The sequence below is a fragment of the Microbacterium sp. 22195 genome (assembly GCF_052056515.1).
In the GTDB taxonomy this organism is placed as follows: domain Bacteria; phylum Actinomycetota; class Actinomycetes; order Actinomycetales; family Microbacteriaceae; genus Microbacterium.
Window position 1 is genome coordinate 431524 of sequence record NZ_JBQEPE010000001.1, and the last position, 14663, is coordinate 446186.

At 70.1% G+C, this 14663-nt stretch carries 11 protein-coding genes and 1 pseudogene; 8 read left to right on the top strand and 4 right to left on the bottom strand.

Going from position 1 to position 14663, the window contains the following annotated elements; genetic code table 11:
• The first annotated feature begins 28 nt into the window (after positions 1-28).
• From secD to ACTJJ4_RS02150, 3 genes are all read left to right on the top strand, one after another.
• A complete protein-coding gene (gene secD, locus ACTJJ4_RS02140; RefSeq protein ID WP_440941814.1) occupies positions 29-1786 on the top strand; it encodes a protein translocase subunit SecD in 1758 nt (585 codons plus the stop codon).
• Positions 1783-2778 (top strand): protein translocase subunit SecF, encoded by a 996-nt coding sequence (gene secF / locus ACTJJ4_RS02145; RefSeq protein ID WP_285632075.1) that lies wholly within the window; start codon positions 1783-1785, stop codon positions 2776-2778. The genes secD and secF overlap by 4 nt, the downstream gene beginning before the upstream one ends.
• A 72-nt stretch (positions 2779-2850) precedes the next feature.
• The gene (locus ACTJJ4_RS02150) at positions 2851-5103 is read left to right on the top strand and encodes a RelA/SpoT family protein (protein ID WP_440941815.1); all 2253 of its coding nucleotides are present in this window, start codon (positions 2851-2853) and stop codon (positions 5101-5103) included.
• Here the strand turns inward: ACTJJ4_RS02150 and ACTJJ4_RS02155 are convergent.
• From ACTJJ4_RS02155 to ACTJJ4_RS02165, 3 genes are all read right to left on the bottom strand, one after another.
• On the bottom strand, positions 5090-5647 hold the full coding sequence (locus ACTJJ4_RS02155; RefSeq protein ID WP_440941816.1) for a hypothetical protein: 558 nt from the start codon (positions 5645-5647) through the stop codon (positions 5090-5092). The genes ACTJJ4_RS02150 and ACTJJ4_RS02155 overlap by 14 nt on opposite strands.
• A 66-nt stretch (positions 5648-5713) precedes the next feature.
• Complete coding sequence (locus ACTJJ4_RS02160) at positions 5714-7000, bottom strand: DUF349 domain-containing protein (RefSeq protein WP_440942804.1); 1287 nt, start codon at positions 6998-7000, stop codon at positions 5714-5716.
• A 118-nt stretch (positions 7001-7118) separates the two neighbouring features.
• On the bottom strand, positions 7119-7424 hold the full coding sequence (locus ACTJJ4_RS02165; RefSeq protein ID WP_440941817.1) for a hypothetical protein: 306 nt from the start codon (positions 7422-7424) through the stop codon (positions 7119-7121).
• 156 nt (positions 7425-7580) lie between these two features.
• On the opposite strand from ACTJJ4_RS02165, the gene nirB reads away from it, so the two are divergent.
• From nirB to ACTJJ4_RS02190, 5 genes and pseudogenes are all read left to right on the top strand, one after another.
• Positions 7581-10175, top strand: a complete 2595-nt coding sequence (gene nirB / locus ACTJJ4_RS02170) for a nitrite reductase large subunit NirB (protein WP_440941818.1) — start codon at positions 7581-7583, stop codon at positions 10173-10175.
• The gene (gene nirD / locus ACTJJ4_RS02175; RefSeq protein WP_440941819.1) at positions 10172-10534 is read left to right on the top strand and encodes a nitrite reductase small subunit NirD; all 363 of its coding nucleotides are present in this window, start codon (positions 10172-10174) and stop codon (positions 10532-10534) included. The genes nirB and nirD overlap by 4 nt, the downstream gene beginning before the upstream one ends.
• Positions 10531-11766 (top strand): uroporphyrinogen-III C-methyltransferase, encoded by a 1236-nt coding sequence (cobA, locus tag ACTJJ4_RS02180; protein WP_440941820.1) that lies wholly within the window; start codon positions 10531-10533, stop codon positions 11764-11766. Before nirD ends, cobA begins: the two co-directional genes overlap by 4 nt.
• Complete coding sequence (locus ACTJJ4_RS02185) at positions 11763-12893, top strand: uroporphyrinogen-III synthase (protein WP_440941821.1); 1131 nt, start codon at positions 11763-11765, stop codon at positions 12891-12893. Before cobA ends, ACTJJ4_RS02185 begins: the two co-directional genes overlap by 4 nt.
• Positions 12890-13531: pseudogene (locus ACTJJ4_RS02190) on the top strand (sirohydrochlorin chelatase); the annotation flags it as partial. The gene ACTJJ4_RS02185 and the pseudogene ACTJJ4_RS02190, both read left to right, overlap by 4 nt.
• Positions 13532-13580: 49 nt before the next feature.
• On the opposite strand, the gene ACTJJ4_RS02195 reads toward ACTJJ4_RS02190, so the two are convergent.
• Entirely contained in the window at positions 13581-14522 is a 942-nt protein-coding gene (locus ACTJJ4_RS02195) for a formate/nitrite transporter family protein (RefSeq protein WP_440941822.1), read from the bottom strand.
• Between the last annotated feature and the right edge of the window lie 141 nt (positions 14523-14663).

Here is a 14663-nt window from a genome sequence, read left to right on the forward strand (position 1 = left end):
CGTCCTCTCTCGCGGAAAGCGGAACCCCGTGGCATCCACATCCCCGACCCGTCACGCCTGGCGGGTCCTCCTCGGCCTGCTCGTCGTGACGGCGGTGCTGTTCGGCATCAACGCGCTCGGCGTCTACGTCTTCAAGGCTGACAACGACAAGCCCGCCAGCTCCTGGACACCCGAACTCGCGCTCGACCTGCAGGGCGGCACGCAGATCATCCTGCAGGCGGCGACGCCCGACGGCGCCGCGCCTTCGTCCGACCAGCTGACCCAGGCGGTCTCGATCATCCGCCAGCGCGTGGACGCATCGGGCGTGTCGGAGGCCGACATCACCACCGAGGGCGGCCGCAACATCGTCGTCCAGATCCCGGGTGCCGCCTCCAAGGCCGACCGCGCGCGCATCACCGCCAGCGCGAAGCTCGAGTTCCGGGCCGTGCTGTACACGGATGCTCCGGTGAACAGCTTCGTCGGCGAGGACGGCAAGAGCACGCCGTACCCGACGCCGGCGGCCACGCTGGAGGCCACGCCGACCGCGAAGCCCACCAATGCCTCGGACCCGGCGTACATCACGCCGAAGCTGCAGGCCCAGTTCCAGGCCTTCGACTGCAATGCCGAGCAGGACAGCAATCCCCCGGAGGACCAGCCTCTGATCGCCTGCGAGTTCGACACGCAGGGCAACGCCCAGGCGAAGTACATCCTCGGGCCGATGGAGCTCGACGGCACGGTCATCAACGACGCCACCGCGGGTCGTGAGCAGCAATCCGGCCAGTGGACCGTCAACCTGTCGATGAACGCCAAGGGCACCAAGGTCTTCGGCGAGATCAGTCAGCGGCTGAACGCCAACCGCATCGCGAACCTCAGCCCGCGCGACCAGTTCGCGTTCGTGCTCGACGGCAAGGTCATCTCGGCACCCGTCATGCAGGCCGCGATCCTCAACGGCAAGCCCAGCATCTCGGGCAGCTTCACGCAGGAGAGCGCGAAGACGCTCGCCGACCAGCTCAAGTACGGCGCCCTGCCGCTGAGCTTCACCGTGCAGAGCTCGGACACCGTGTCCGCGACCCTCGGCTCGCAGCAGCTGCAGTACGGTCTGATCGCCGGTCTGATCGGTCTGGGCCTGGTGGCGGTCTACTCGCTGCTCAGCTACCGCGCACTCGGCTGGGTGATCATGGCGTCGATCGCCGTGATGGGCGTGCTGACCTACATCATCATCGCGATCCTCGCGTGGCGCATGGGCTTCCGGCTCTCGCTCGCCGGCGTCGCCGGTCTGATCGTGTCGATCGGCTTCACCGCCGACTCGTTCATCGTGTACTTCGAGCGCATCCGCGACGAGCTGCGCGACGGCAGGTCGATCACCGGCTCGATCGAGTACGGCTGGGAGCGCGCCAAGCGCACGATCTACATCGCCAAGTCGGTCAACATCCTGGCCGCCGTCGTGCTGTTCATCCTCGCCGACGCGACGGTCAAGGGCTTCGCGTTCACACTGGGTCTGACGACCCTGATCGACGTGTTCATCTTCGTGATCTTCACGCACCCGGTCATGCAGATCCTCGCGCGCACCCGCTTCTTCGGCGGCGGCCACAGGCTCTCGGGCCTGAACGCCGAGTCGCTGGGCGCCGTCCGCGGCGCCGAGGTCGAGTATCGCACCGCGGAGACCGCCTCGAAGGGGCGCGCGGCGCGCAACAAGGGCGCTCGGGGTGAGGCCGAGCGGCGCCAGACGATCGCCGAGCGCAAGCGCGCTGAGGCACTCACCGCGATGGGATCCAAGGATGCCGGGAAGGACTCCGACGCCTCATGATCTCCATGAATGAGTTCGGCAACAACCTGTACTCCGGGAAGACCTCCTTCCCGTTCGTCGGCAAGCGCCGCCTGTGGTTCGTGATCGCGATCCTGCTGGTGCTGGGATCCGTGCTGGTCCCGCTCGTGCGGCCGGTGCAGTTCTCCATCGAGTTCACCGGCGGATCCCAGTTCATGGTGGTCGGCCCCGCATCCACCAATCAGGGCCTGGCGAGTGATGCCGTGCGCTCGGTGGTCCCCGGCGCGACGACCAAGGTCGCGATCGTCAACAAGAAGGACGTCCGCGTCCAGACCGACCGGATGACCCCGAACCAGACGCAGGACGTCAAGGCCGCGCTCGCGAAGGCCTTCGACGTGAAGGCCGACGAGGTCTCGGACTCCTTCATCGGTCCCGCCTGGGGTGAGGGCGTGACGCGGCAGTCGCTGTGGGGCCTGGCGATCTTCCTGGCGCTGACCTTCCTGATCCTCGGCATCTACTTCCGCACCTGGAAGATGTCGGCGGCCTCGATCCTCGGACTCCTGGACGTGCTGGTCATCACGGTCGGCATCTACGCCCTCGCCGGCTTCGAGATCTCCCCGGCCGCGGTGATCGGATTCCTGACGATCCTGGCGTACTCGCTGTACGACACCACGGTCGTGTTCGACAAGGTGCGCGAGAACACCCAGGAGGACGCCGTCAGTCTGCAGCGCACCTTCGGCGAATCGGTCAACCTCGCGGTCAACCAGACCCTGGTCCGCTCGATCAACACGTCCGTCGTGGCCGCTCTTCCGGTCGGCGCGATCCTCTTCATCGGCGCCTTCTGGTTCGGTGCGGAGACGCTCTCGGCCATCTCGCTGTCGATCTTCGTCGGCATCCTCGTCGCGACGTACTCCACGCTGTTCGTGGCGGCCCCGCTGTATGCGGCGTTCCGCCAGAACGAGCCGGAGATCCTCGCGCACGACAAGAAGGTGCTCCAGGCGCGCGAGCGCGCCGCAGCGACCACCTCCGTGTGAGCGGACCCCTGCGGGGATCGGGTGCGCCCGGTCCCCGCGTAGGATGAACACATCGCGGGGACGGGAGCACAGATGGCCGATTCGCAGGTCGCATCGCAGGGATCCAGCCTGCGCAGGCTGGTGCCGCGCATCTTCTCCCGCGCGCCCCGCGTCAACGACCTGGACAATCTGATCCGCACGGTCCGTGCGAATCATCCCCGTGGCGATCTCCCGATCATCGAGCATGCGTATCGCGTCGCGAAGGAGAAGCACGAGGGGCAGTTCCGTCAGAGCGGCGAGCCCTACATCACGCACCCCCTCGCGGTCGCGCAGATCCTCGCCGAGCTGGGGCTCGGGCCGCGCGCGATCGCGGCCGCCCTGCTGCACGACACGGTGGAGGACACCGGCTACGCGCTGAGCGAGCTCACCGAGGAGTTCGGCGACGAGGTCGCGATGCTCGTCGACGGCGTCACCAAGCTCGACAAGGTCAAGTACGGCGAGAGCGCCCAGGCCGAGACCGTCCGCAAGATGATCGTGGCCATGTCCAAGGACATTCGCGTGCTGCTCATCAAGCTCGCCGACAGACTGCACAATGCGCGCACCTGGGGGTTCGTTCCACCCGAGAAGTCCGCGCGCAAGGCCAAGGAGACGCTGGAGATCTACGCGCCCCTGGCCAACCGGCTCGGCATCCAGACCATCAAGTCCGAGCTCGAGGACCTGTCCTTCGCCGTTCTGCATCCGAAGATCTACGCCGAGATCAACAGCCTGATCGCCCAGCGCACCCCGCAGCGCGAGAAGTACCTGCAGCAGGTGATCGAGGCGATCGACGAGGACCTGCGCGAGCTGCGGATCCGCGGCAAGGTGGTCGGCCGTCCCAAGCAGCTGTACTCCGTGTACCAGAAGATGGTCGTGCGCGGACGCGAGTTCGATGACATCTACGACCTCATCGGCATCCGCGTGCTGGTCAACTCGGTGCGCGACTGCTACGCGGTCCTGGGAGCGATCCATGCGCGCTGGACGCCGCTGCCGGGCCGCTTCAAGGACTACATCGCCACCCCGAAGTTCAACCTCTACCAGTCGCTGCACACCACGGTCATCGGGCCCTCCGGCCGCACGGTGGAGATCCAGATCCGCACGCACGAGATGCATCAGCAGGCGGAGTTCGGCGTCGCCGCGCACTGGATGTACAAGGAGCGGATGAACGGCGGCAAGGTCGAGACCCGCAAGACGGATGCCGACATGGCCTGGCTCGCCCACATCTCCGACTGGCAGGCCGAGACCGCGGACCCGAGCGAGTTCCTCGACTCGCTCCGGTTCGAGATCGGCGCCAAGGAGGTCTACGTCTTCACCCCGAAGGGGCGTGTCATCGGCCTGCCTGCGGGCGCGACGCCGGTGGACTTCGCGTACGCGGTGCACACGGAGATCGGCCATCGCACGATGGGCGCCAAGGTCAACGGCCGGCTGGTCCCGCTGGAGTCGGAGCTGCGCAGCGGTGATGTGGTCGAGGTGTTCACCTCGAAGAACCCGGATGCGGGCCCCAGCCAGGACTGGCTGACGTTCGTCAAGAGCACCCGCGCGCGGAACAAGATCAAGGGCTGGTTCACGAAGGAGCGCCGCGAGGAGGCGGTCGAGCAGGGCAAGGAGTCCATCGCCCGCGCGATGCGCAAGCAGAACCTTCCGTTGCAGCGACTGATGAGTCAGGAGTCGTTCGCGGAGGTCGCGCACCAGCTGCGCTACGAGGACGTGACGGCGCTGTACGCCGCCGTCGGCGAGGGGCACGTCTCCACGCAGTCGGTGCTGGAGAAGGTCACCGCGCTCGTCGCCTCGGAGCCGGACACCAGCACCGGTGCCATCGAGCTGCCCGGCCACACCCCGGCGAGGGAGGCCCGCTCCGGCGACTCCGGCATCCTCGTGCGTGGCGCCGCCGACATCCTGGTGAAGCTCGCGCGCTGCTGCACGCCCGTGCCCGGCGATCCCATCGTGGGCTTCGTCACCCGCGGCAGCGGCGTCTCGGTCCACCGCAAGGACTGCGTCAACGTCAAGGCCCTCGGCAGCGATCCCGAGCGCTTCGTCGAGGTCGAGTGGGCGCCCACCACGAAGAGCGTGTTCCGGGTGCAGATCCAGGTCGAGGCGCTGGACCGCTCGGGGCTGCTCTCCGATGTGACCCGGGTGCTCAGCGAGCACCACGTGAACATCCTTTCCGCGACCGTCTCGACCACGGACGAGCGTCTGGCGCTGAGCCGCTTCGTGTTCGAGATGGGCGACTCGGTGCACCTGGACCGCGTGCTGAACGCCGTGCGGCGGATCGACGCCGTCTACGACGTGTACCGCGTCACGACGTCCTGACCGTCGCGAGCTCCGACATCAGCTGCACGGCGCGGCGTCTTCCGGGGCGCCGCGCCGTGGCCGCGAGCGTGGACCGGAGCGCGTCGACCAGCTCGGGGCTCAGCAGCAGCAGCGCGCGCAGCCAGCTCTCGTCGTCCCCGTCCGGCCTCGTCGCCGCGAACAGCAGCTCCTCTGCGGTGGCGAGGGGCGTCGTGACCGCGATGCCGCCGATCGACAGGAGCTCCTCGGGCGCGGCACGACGCTCGTGGTAGACCACCCGGGGTGAGAAGCCGACGCGTCCGCGGGTCGGGCCGCCTCGCCGCACGTGGTGGATCTGCGGCGGCGCGTCACCGGCGCCGTGGATCCAAGCCGCCGTCGGGCCGCAGGCGGCCAGATGCACGGGGACGAGGTCGCGCAGGCTCGTGGCCCTGGCATCCGCCTCCTCGACGGTGTCCGCGGGCATGAACCCCTCGCCGACCTCGAAGACGTCTCCGTCCAGCCGCGCGGCGCCCAGTTCAGGGAGCGAGAGGCGCTCGCCCGGCCGGTAGAAGAGGGCAGGATGCATGCAAAGAAGTATGAGCCGTGCCGCCCGATGACGGGCGCGCACGGCTCATACTGTGGATAACGCGGATCAGGCGCCGAGCGCGCTGAGCCAGGCGCGACGGGCGGCCAGCGCCTCCGTCGCCTCCTTGACGGCCTTCTTGTCGCCGGCCTTCTCCGCCGCGGCGAGCTCCTGCTCGAGCTTCTCGATCGCGTCGAGCAGCTGCGAGCTCATGTCGTTCGCGCGTGCCTTGGTCTCGGGGTTGTTCTTCTTCCAGTCCACGTCCTCGCGGGCCTTGAGCGCCTGCTCGATGGAGCGCATGCGGTCGTCCAGCGCGCGCTCCTTCTCACGCGGGAAGATGCGCCCGACCTCGTCCCACTGGCGCTGGATGCGGGTCAGCAGCTGACGCGCGCGCTTCAGGTTCGGCTCGTCGGCGACGGCCTTCGCCTCCTCGAGAAGCGCCTCGCGGGCCTCGATGCGCGGTGCGGAGTCCGCCTCCTCGGCGGCGGCCTGCTCGGCGCGCGCCGCATAGAGGGCGTCACCGGCGGCCTTGAACTTCGCCCAGAGCGCGTCGTCGGCCTTGCGGCCGGCGCGGCCGGCTGCCTTCCACTCGTCGAGCAGGGTGCGGTAGGCGGGGATGCCGTCGATGCCGCGCGGAGCGAGCGCCTCGGCGCGCTCGACCAGGCGGGACTTCACGTCGCGCGCGGCGCGGTGCACGTCGTCGAGCTCGGAGAAGAACGCGCGGCGCGCCTTGTCCACGGTAGAACGGGCGTCGCGGAACCGCTTCCAGAGCTGCTGCGCCGTGCCCTTGGGCAGACGGGGCCCGTTCTGCTGGTGCGCCTGCCACGCGTCGAACAGCTCGGTCATCTCAGCCGTGACCTGCTTCCACTGCACCTTGGCGAGATCGCGGCCGGCGATGGCCTCGGCCTTCTCCACGATGACGGTGCGCTCGGCGATCGCGGCGTCCAGCGCCTCCTTGGCGGCTTCCGCCTCCTTTGCGGCGGCCTCGGAGAGCGAGCTGATCAGCGTCTCGATGCGCGTGCGGAGTCCGGCGAGGTCGCCGACCGCGGCGGCGCCGGTGACCTCGTCGAGGAGGTGCTTCGCCTGCTTGGTCAGATCGGATGCCGAGCTTCCGCCGCCCTGCGCCCGGGTCTCCAGCGTGCCGAGCTTGACGGCGAAGTCGTCGAACTTGCGCGCGTAGTAGGCGAGGGCCTCGTCGGGGGTGCCGTCCGGGTACTGCCCGACCGGACGCCAGTCGTCGCCCTCCCGCACCTCGACGGTGCCGTCCTCGGCGACACGGCCCCACTCGGACGCGTCCGAGGAGACCGGCGCAGGGACCGTGGGGGCTGCGGCGGGAGTGGCGGTGACCCGCGGCATCGGCTTGCGCGGCGGTGCGGGGATCGGCGGGGTGGGCTTGGGTGCGTTGTCGTCAGACACGGTGTTCTCCTTGCGCGGTCTGTCCGCGGGAGTGGGAAAGGACTCCGCTCAGCCTAGTTCACTCGCCGGGAGTCTGCGTGGGTGCGGGCGACTCGTCGGCGGGCGGGGTCAGCAGCGGTTCCGGCGCGGGCTCGGTCGCCGTCGGGGACGGCTTCGGAGCGGGTGCGCCGACCTGCGCGTGGACCGCCTGGCTCACTCCGGCCCCGATGACGATGAGTCCGCCCGCGACGACGGCGATCACCGTGTCGCGGCGCCTGCGGGCGACGAGTCCGTCGTTCCAGTCGCGGCGCGCCGCGTAGAGACGTGCTCGTTCCGCATCCGTGCGTGCGCGCTGCTGCGCGCCACGGGAACCGCGTGTCGCCATCGCGTTCCTCTCCCTCTGTCCGGACCGGTGGGCCCGCCATCGCAACCCTATCGCCCGGTCTGCTCACACCATCGTTACCCGTTTGTGAGCGAACTGTTCGACGGGCGTAACGCGGATCGGCCGGTTCGCGAAACACGGGCTCCATAGCTTCGATGCATGGAACAGGGTGCGATGACCGAACAGCTCGGAGCCGCCGCGGATGTGCTCGTGGTGGGTGCGGGCATGGTCGCGCACCGCTTCGTCGACAGTCTTCTCAGCGGCGGTCAGGACCGCCGCTCCGTCACCGTGATCGGCGAGGAGGCGAGGGATCCCTACGACCGCGTGGGCCTGACGTCCTTCTTCTCCGGCACGACCGCCGACGAGCTCGCGCTGGACCGCAGGGTGTTCGCCGATCCACGGGTGACCCATCTGAGCGGCGATCCCGTGACGCGCGTCGACCGTGCCGCGCAGACGGTGCAGACGCTGTCCGGCGCGGTGCTCGCCTACCAGACGCTGGTGCTGGCCACCGGGTCGTATGCTCCGCGGCTTCCGGTCGAGGGCCGCGACCTCGACGGATGCTTCGTCTATCGCACCCTCGACGACGTGGCGCGGCTGCGTGAGCACGTCGCGGAGCGCAGCGCGCGACTGGGACGGACGCTCCGCGGCGCGGTGATCGGCGGTGGCCTGCTCGGGCTCGAGGCCGCCGGGGCGCTGCAGGGGATGGATGTCGACTGCACGGTGGTGCAGTCCTCGGATCGGCTCATGTCCGCCCAGCTCGACGCGGCGGGCGGGATCGTGCTGCGGCGTCTCATCGAGACTCGAGGCATCTCGGTGCGCACCGGAAGCCGTACCAGCCGACTCGCGGCCGACGAGTCCGGCGCGGTCGCCGCGGTCGAGTTCCAGGACGGAGGCCGCCTGCCCGCCGACGTCGTCGTGTTCACGGTCGGCGTCCGCCCGCGCGACGAGCTCGCCCGCGAGGCGGGACTCGCGGTCCACCCGCACGGAGGCGTGATCATCGACGAGGGATGCCGCACGGACGATCCTCGGATCCTCGCCGTCGGTGAGGTCGCGAGCTTCGAGGGTCGCGCGGTGGGTCTGGTCGCACCTGGATATACGATGGCGGAAGTGGCGGCGGCGCGGCTGAACGGCGCGGACGCGTCCTTCCCCGGCTACGACGACTCGACGAAGCTGAAGCTGTCCGGCGTGGATGTGGCGAGCTTCGGGGACGCGATGGCGACGATTCCCGGCGCGCTCGACGTGGTCTACACCGACCCGGTGGCGGGCGTCTACAAGAAGCTCGTCCTCTCGGACGATGCGAAGACGCTCCTCGGCGGCATCCTGATCGGTGACGCGTCGGCGTACGGCGCACTGCGGCCGCTGGTCGGGGGCCCACTGGGCGGTGACCCGGCGGCGTACCTGCTGCCGGAGGACCGCATCGAGGCGCCCTCCCGTGAACTGCCCGACGACGCTGTCGTCTGCTCGTGCTCGAACGTCACCGCGGGACGCATCCGCACCGCCGTGCACGAGGAGGGATGCGCGGACGCGGCGGGCGTGAAGAGCTGCACACGAGCGGGCGCCACCTGCGGTTCCTGCGTCTTCATGGTGTCGAAGATCGTCGCCAAGGAACTCGCGAAGTCCGGTCGCACGGCTTCCACGGCTCTGTGCGAGCACTTCGACATGTCACGACGCCAGCTGTTCGACGCCGTGCGCGTGTCGGAGCTCACGACCTTCAGCGCGATCATCGCGCGCTTCGGCCGTGGGAGGGGCTGCGACATCTGCAAGCCCGCCCTGGCCAGCATCCTCTCCGTGCTGGTCGGGGAGCACGTGCTCGACGGCGAGAACGCCGCGCTGCAGGACACCAACGACCACGTGATGGCGAACATGCAGAAGGACGGCACCTATTCGGTCGTGCCGCGCATGCCCGGCGGCGAGGTCACACCTGCCGGATTGATCGCGATCGGCCGGATCGCCGACGACTACGGGCTCTACACGAAGATCACCGGGGGTCAGCGGATCGACATGTTCGGCGCCCGGCTCGAGCAGCTTCCCGCGATCTGGGGGCGCCTCGTCGAGGCGGGATTCGAGTCGGGGCAGGCGTACGGCAAAGCGCTGCGCACGGTGAAGTCGTGCGTGGGCTCCACGTGGTGCCGATACGGCGTCCTCGACTCGGTGGGCATGGCGGTGCGCCTCGAACTGCGCTACCGCGGGCTGCGTGCGCCCCACAAGCTCAAGGTGGGCGTCTCGGGATGCGCTCGCGAATGCGCAGAGGCCCGCAGCAAGGACGTCGGAGTGATCGCCACCGAGACCGGCTGGAACATGTACGTGGGCGGGAACGGCGGATTCTCGCCGAGGCATGCCGAGCTGCTGGCCTCGGAGCTCGACGACGAGGGACTGATCCGCGCGATCGACCGCTTCTTCATGTACTACATCCGCACGGCCGACCGCCTGCAGCGGACGGCACCCTGGTGCGAGGAGCTCGAGGGCGGTCTGGACGGCCTGCGCGAGGTCATCTTCGATGACAGTCTCGGCATCTGCGCTGATCTCGACGCCGCGATGGCGCGCCACGTCGACCGCTACGAGGACGAGTGGGCGGCGACGCTCCGCGATCCGGAGAAGCTGCGGCGCTTCGGCTCCTTCGTGAACGCCGCAGACACCCCCGATCCCTCGCTCGCGTACGTGCCCGTCCGCGGACAGGTGCGTCCGGCGACCGCGGACGAGCGGTCGGCCGAGAGCATCCTCATCGCCGGAACCACCTTGGAGGTGCGCAGATGACCATCGCAGCAGCCGTCGACACACTCGTGCGCGTGTGCTCAGTACGGGACCTGGAAGTGGAGCGCGGTCGCGCCGCGCTGCTCGGCAGCACGCAGATCGCGCTGTTCCTCCTCGCGGACGGCACGGTGCACGCTGTGTCGAACCTCGACCCGTACAGCGGAGCGCACGTGATGTCCCGCGGCATCGTCGGCACCAGGGATCAGTCGCCCACGGTCGCCTCTCCGATGCACAAGCAGGTCTTCGATCTGCGCACCGGCCTGTGCGTGGCGACGCAGGGCAGGCCTGCGGCGTCCTTGCGGGTCTGGCCGGTCGTCGTCCGCGATGACGACGTCTACCTCGACTTCGAGGAGCAGGGATGACGCTGATACTGGGGGTCTCATTGGCCGGGCGCGACGTTCTGCTGGTCGGGGGAGGCGCCGTGTCGGCGCGCCGGCTGCGTCGGTTCGTCGATGAGGGTGCCATCGTGCGGGTCGTCGCGCCGGAGCTGGATCCCGACGCCGCTCGGCTCGTCCGGACGCATGCGCTGGACTGGCGGGCGCGACGGTTTCGCGCCGCGGACCTCGCAGGGGTGTGGATGGTGCACGTCGCGACCGGCGATGCGCACGTCGATCGCCGCGTCGTGGCGCTCTGCGAACGACGCCGGATCCTGTGCGTCGCGGCCGGTGACGGATCGCACGGCTCAGCGCGGATGACTGCTCAGACGGACGCGGGTGACGTCACACTCGGCGTCGTCAGCACCCACGGCGCCGACCCGAGGCGCACGATGGCGATCCGGGATGCGATCGCAGACCTCGTGGCCAACGGACGCCTCCCGCTGCGCCGCAACCGGCGAGGCGGAGCAGGCCGCGTGGACCTCGTCGGCGGAGGGCCCGGGCCCGCCGATCTGATGACGGTGCGTGCCCGGCGCCTCATCGCCGAGGCGGACGTGATCGTCACCGACCGTCTCGGGCCTGCGCAGGAGGTCGTCCGTGAACTCGACCCCGGTGTGCAGGTGATCGACGTCGGAAAGCGCCCTGGCGCCCATCCGGTGCCACAGGAGGAGATCAACAGCATCCTCGTCGAGCATGCGCTCGCGGGGCGTCGTGTGGTCCGCCTCAAGGGCGGCGATCCGTTCGTGTTCGGCCGCGGTGGTGAGGAGGTGCGGGCCTGCCTCGCCGCCGGTGTCGCCGTCGAGGTCACGCCAGGGGTGTCCAGCGCGATCGCGGTGCCTCAGGCGGCGGGCATCCCGGTCACCCACCGTGGCACAGCAGCCGCCTTCCACGTCGTCAACGGCCAGGGCGGACTCGAGCCTTCGACGCTGGCCGCGATGGGCGATCCCGCGGTGACGACGATCGTGCTCATGGGCGTCGCTGCGCTCCCGCAGCTCGTATCGGCCGCGGTGCGCAGCGGCATCCCGGGGGAGCGTCCGATGGCGTTCGTCGAGAACGGGCACAGCGCAGTGCAGCGCACCACCCGCACCACGCTGGCGCATGCGCTGACGGACGCCGCGGAGATCGGCCTCAGCAACCCCGCGGTGATCGTGATCGGCGAGGTCGCACGCGCAGATCTGCTGCTGCCCGCCCCCGCGTCGCAGCGGGTGACGCTCGCATGACGGCCGCCTCCCTGCCCGACGAGGCCCTGACCGGATGCACGATCGTCATCGCCGCCGATCGGCGCGCGGGCGACCTGGCCAAGGCGCTCGAGCGCCGCGGAGCCGCGGTGTACCGGGCTCCGGCACTGAGCATCCTTCATGCCGCCGATGACGAGCAGCTCATCGAGCGGTCGCGCGCGCTCATCGCGGAACCGCCGGACGTGGTCGTGGTCACCACCGGCATCGGCCTGCGGGGGTGGATGGACGCGGCGCACGAGCGCGGACTGCACGAGCCCCTCTCGGCCGCCCTGCAGGACGCCCGCTTCATCGCCCGAGGGCCCAAAGCGCACGGCGCCGTCCAGCAGGCCGGCTTCGCGGCGCGGTGGGTCGCCGCATCCGAGACGTCCGCCGAGGTCGCGGAGCACCTGATCGCGGGCGGTGTCGAGGGGCTTCGCATCGCCGTCCAGCACCACGGCGCCGGGGCCGATGGGCTCGACTCCCTGCTCATCGAGCACGGCGCCGACGTCGTGCCGCTCACCGTGTACCGCTGGGGGCCTCCGCCGGACCCGGAAGTGGTGCGGCGCTCCGCGCAGCAGGCCGCATCGGGAGCCGTCGACGCTGTCCTGTTCACCTCGGCGCCGGGTGCGGCAGCCTGGATCCGCGTGGCGGAGGACGCGGGAGCGATCCGTGCCATCCGGGAGCGCGCGGCGAACGGCCGGCTGCTGCTGGCGGCCGTCGGCCCGATCACCGCGGCTCCCTTCGCAGAGGCGGCTCTGAACGTGAAGACGGCCGTGCGGGGAAGGCTCGGATCGCTGGTGCGCTGCGTCGTCGATCACTTCGCCGCGGGCGGCACGCCGTTCGCCACCACCGCGGCGGGGGAGCTCGAGGTGCGCAGCGGCGGGGCACTGCTGGACGGTCGTTTCGCCCCGCTCTCCCCATCGTCGGCGAGCATCCTCGGGGCACTGTTCGATGCCCGCGGGCGGGTGCTCTCACGCGAGGAGCTGGGGCGAACGCTTCCGCGCGGGGGCGAGAGCGCCCACGCCGTGGAGATGGCGATCGCGCGTCTGCGCGACGGTCTCGGTGGCGCGGATGCCGTGAGGACGGTGGTCAAGCGCGGATACCGCCTGACCGTGCCGGAGACGGCGTGACCACTCTGATCGCCTGCTCGCACGGCACGGACTCCGGCGCAGGGCGCGCGACGATCGTCCGGCTGGTGGAGATGGTACGCGAGCTGCTGCCCGGCGTGCGGGTGGTGCAGGCCTTCGTCGACGTCCAGATCCCCGCGATCCGCGACGTCGTCGTCGAGGAGAGCACGGAGGACGACGTGGTCGTGGTGCCCCTGCTGCTGTCTGCGGGCCACCACACCGCCGTCGACATCGCCGAGGCGATCGCAGGGCATCCCGGTGCTCGCCGGACCGAGCCGTTGGGTTCGCATCCGCTCGTCGCGCACGTGCTCGCCACGCGCCTGCGCGCCGCTGTGAGCAGTTCCTGGCGCGCCGGCGATCGGGTGGTGCTCGCTGCGGCGGGGTCGAGCGATCCCGCCGCAGCGGTCGATGTGGACACGGCGGCCGAGCACCTGCGTGCTCTGATCCCCGCCCCGGTGTCGGTCGGCTACGTCTCGACGATGCGGCCGCGTATCGCGGATGCCGTCGCCGGTTCGCGACTGGAGGGAGCGGGGCGCGTGATCGCGGCCAGCCACCTGCTCGCGCCCGGCTTCTTCGCCGGCCTCGTCCACGAAGCCGGTGCCGATGTGGTCTCCGCGCCGCTCGGCGCGGATCCGCGTATCGCCCAGGTCATCGTCGAGCGCTTCCGCACGCCCCTCCGCCGCCAGGTCATCAGACCGCCGTGGGCTGCCGCTCGCGCTCGACATCGGCGAGAACCGTCTCGGCGCCGGCGTCGGATTCGAGCTCCGCCGGGGCGGGGGAGACGGATGACGAGGTCGGGACCTCGACCGCGGCGACGGTGCGCGGCGCCGACGTGCGCGGGCGGGTGCGGCCGTGGCTCAGGTAGAGCGGGAGTCCGACGAACAGCAGACCGCCCACGAGGTTGCCCAGCAGGGTGGGGAACTCGTTCCAGATGAGGTAGTCCCACAGCGTGAAGTCCGCCCCGAGCAGCAGGCCGGAGGGGAACAGGAACATGTTGACCACGGAGTGCTCGAAGCCCATGTAGAAGAAGAGCATGATGGGCAGCCACATGCCCAGGACCTTCCCCGTGATGCTGTCCGAGGCCATCGCCAGTACGACGCCGGTGGACACCAGCCAGTTGCACAGCACACCGCGGACGAACAGCGTCAGCATGCCGGCCGCGCCGTGCTCGGCGTAGCCCACGGTGCGGCCGTGACCGATCTCGCTGATCGCCTGCCCGACGGCGCTGGGCTCGGAGGAGAACGAGTACGTGAAGTACAGCGCCATGAGCACCGCGACGAGGACTGCGCCGCCCGCGTTGCCGAGGAGCACCAGGCCCCAGTTCCGGAGCATGGCGGGTACGGTCGCTCCGGGCCTTCGGGCGATCACCGCCAACGGGCCGAGGGTGAACACCCCGGTGAGCAGGTCGTATCCGAACAGATAGAGGATGGCGAAGCCGACGGGGAAGAGCAGGGCGCCCAGCAGGGGCTGGCCGGTCTGCGTCGACACGGTCACGGCGAAGGCCGCTCCCATCGTGAGCAGGGCCGCGCCCATGAAGGCGCGCACGACGGTGTCGCGCGCGGAGAGCTGCATCTTGCTGGCGCCGGCGTCGAGCATGCGCTCGACGAGCTCGGCGGGCTTGACATAGGACATGAGGACCTCCAGTGACAGGAGCCCGACGGGCTCGCTCGGGTCCAGCGTCGCCGGGTCGCGTTTCAGGGGATGGCGGATGGGGTTACGGCCGTGGAACGAAGAGCTCACCTCCCGCCATGCGCGCTGTGAAGTCGCGCGCCT

What these genes read in the sequence shown, in the direction of transcription:
- cobA (WP_440941820.1), top strand. Translation starts at nt 10,531, where the DNA reads ATGACGCTGATACTGGGGGTCTCATTGGCCGGGCGCGACGTTCTGCTG.
- nirB (WP_440941818.1), top strand. Translation starts at nt 7,581, where the DNA reads ATGGAACAGGGTGCGATGACCGAACAGCTCGGAGCCGCCGCGGATGTG.
- secF (WP_285632075.1), top strand. Translation starts at nt 1,783, where the DNA reads ATGATCTCCATGAATGAGTTCGGCAACAACCTGTACTCCGGGAAGACC.
- ACTJJ4_RS02165 (WP_440941817.1), bottom strand. Translation starts at nt 7,424, where the DNA reads ATGGCGACACGCGGTTCCCGTGGCGCGCAGCAGCGCGCACGCACGGAT.
- ACTJJ4_RS02155 (WP_440941816.1), bottom strand. Translation starts at nt 5,647, where the DNA reads ATGCATCCTGCCCTCTTCTACCGGCCGGGCGAGCGCCTCTCGCTCCCT.
- ACTJJ4_RS02195 (WP_440941822.1), bottom strand. Translation starts at nt 14,522, where the DNA reads ATGTCCTATGTCAAGCCCGCCGAGCTCGTCGAGCGCATGCTCGACGCC.
- nirD (WP_440941819.1), top strand. Translation starts at nt 10,172, where the DNA reads ATGACCATCGCAGCAGCCGTCGACACACTCGTGCGCGTGTGCTCAGTA.
- ACTJJ4_RS02150 (WP_440941815.1), top strand. Translation starts at nt 2,851, where the DNA reads ATGGCCGATTCGCAGGTCGCATCGCAGGGATCCAGCCTGCGCAGGCTG.
- ACTJJ4_RS02185 (WP_440941821.1), top strand. Translation starts at nt 11,763, where the DNA reads ATGACGGCCGCCTCCCTGCCCGACGAGGCCCTGACCGGATGCACGATC.
- ACTJJ4_RS02160 (WP_440942804.1), bottom strand. Translation starts at nt 7,000, where the DNA reads ATGCCGCGGGTCACCGCCACTCCCGCCGCAGCCCCCACGGTCCCTGCG.